Here is a 1076-nt window from a genome sequence, read left to right as displayed (position 1 = left end):
CGGGTCACCGCGGTGGTGACCAGCCCGGCGAGGCCGCGGCGCTCCACGCGCGGGACCACCATGCCTTCGGTGATCTCCTTGGTGAAGAGGCCGGCGAACTTCTCGGCCGGCCAGGGGGTCGGCGGGTTGGTCTGCGGCGTGAGGAAGTAGCCCCCGAGCAGTTCCTCGGGTCCCTGGCCGGTCGAGGCGACGATGTGCACGCCGGTCGCGCGGGACAGGGCCTCGTACAGCCGGACGTCCCGGCCGTGGAACATGCCGGTGCTGTCGACGATCGTGCCGCCGCCGTGGGCACGGAAGTCCCGCAGTTTGCGGGCGAGCGTCCCGAAGATCTCGGCGCGGTCGAGGGTGATGTCGAAGGCGTGCTCCGCGCCGGGGAGCACCGACAGCAGCGCCTCGTGGACCGAGACGACACCCAACTCTCCAGCCGGCACCGGGCCCAGGACGGTGTTGACGGTGTTGCTGTTCACGCTCATGGCTGCCTCACGTGTCCGGTGTGGGTGCGGCGGTGCACCTGGTGGCTACCGTCACGCTAGCCATTCGGTTTACACGTCGTCAATGAAATTGACATCACGAAAAAACATTGTCCCCACCGTTGCGCGGTAGTGGAAAATCAGAGCACGGAGCCGGCAACATGAACTGTGTGCATGTTGCGGCATGCAAATCATTCACTTGCTGAATGCGGTACGGGCCACTTTCACTGAGGGCATGAGCACACCGCCCACTTCCGACGTCGACCTCTTCGCCGACGAAGTCGTCCTCGACCCCTACCCCGTTCACGCAGAGCTGCGAGACCTGGGTCCCGTGGTCCGCCTGCCGAAGAACGGCGTCTACGCGCTGACGCGGTACGACGTCATACGCGAAGCCCTCGCCGACTGGGAGTCGTTCTCCTCGACGTCGATCGCGTTCAACCCGGCGGCCAACCAGGCCCTCACCGGCACCTCGCTGGCGTCGGACCCGCCGGTCCACACCCAGCTGCGCGCCACGCTCACGGAGAACCTCTCACCCCGAGCCCTGCGCGGCCCGGCAGCATGGGCACGTACGACTGGGCGATCAACGGCCACCGGTTCGACATGGCC

The 1076-nt window shown here is 67.0% G+C and carries 1 protein-coding gene and 1 pseudogene; one reads left to right on the top strand and one right to left on the bottom strand.

Features of this window, described 5'->3' with window-relative positions; genetic code table 11:
• The coding region (locus ACWEBX_RS41355) for a phosphotriesterase family protein (RefSeq protein WP_451889809.1) at positions 1-473 on the bottom strand (473 nt) is incomplete at its 3' end.
• Positions 474-705: 232 nt separating this feature from the next.
• On the opposite strand from ACWEBX_RS41355, the pseudogene ACWEBX_RS41350 reads away from it, so the two are divergent.
• Positions 706-1076, top strand: a pseudogene (locus ACWEBX_RS41350) (hypothetical protein); the annotation flags it as partial.

The organism is Streptomyces sp. NPDC005070 (assembly GCF_053600395.1).
Note: the sequence above shows the minus strand (reverse complement) of the source record. Positions and strands in the feature narration are given on the sequence as shown.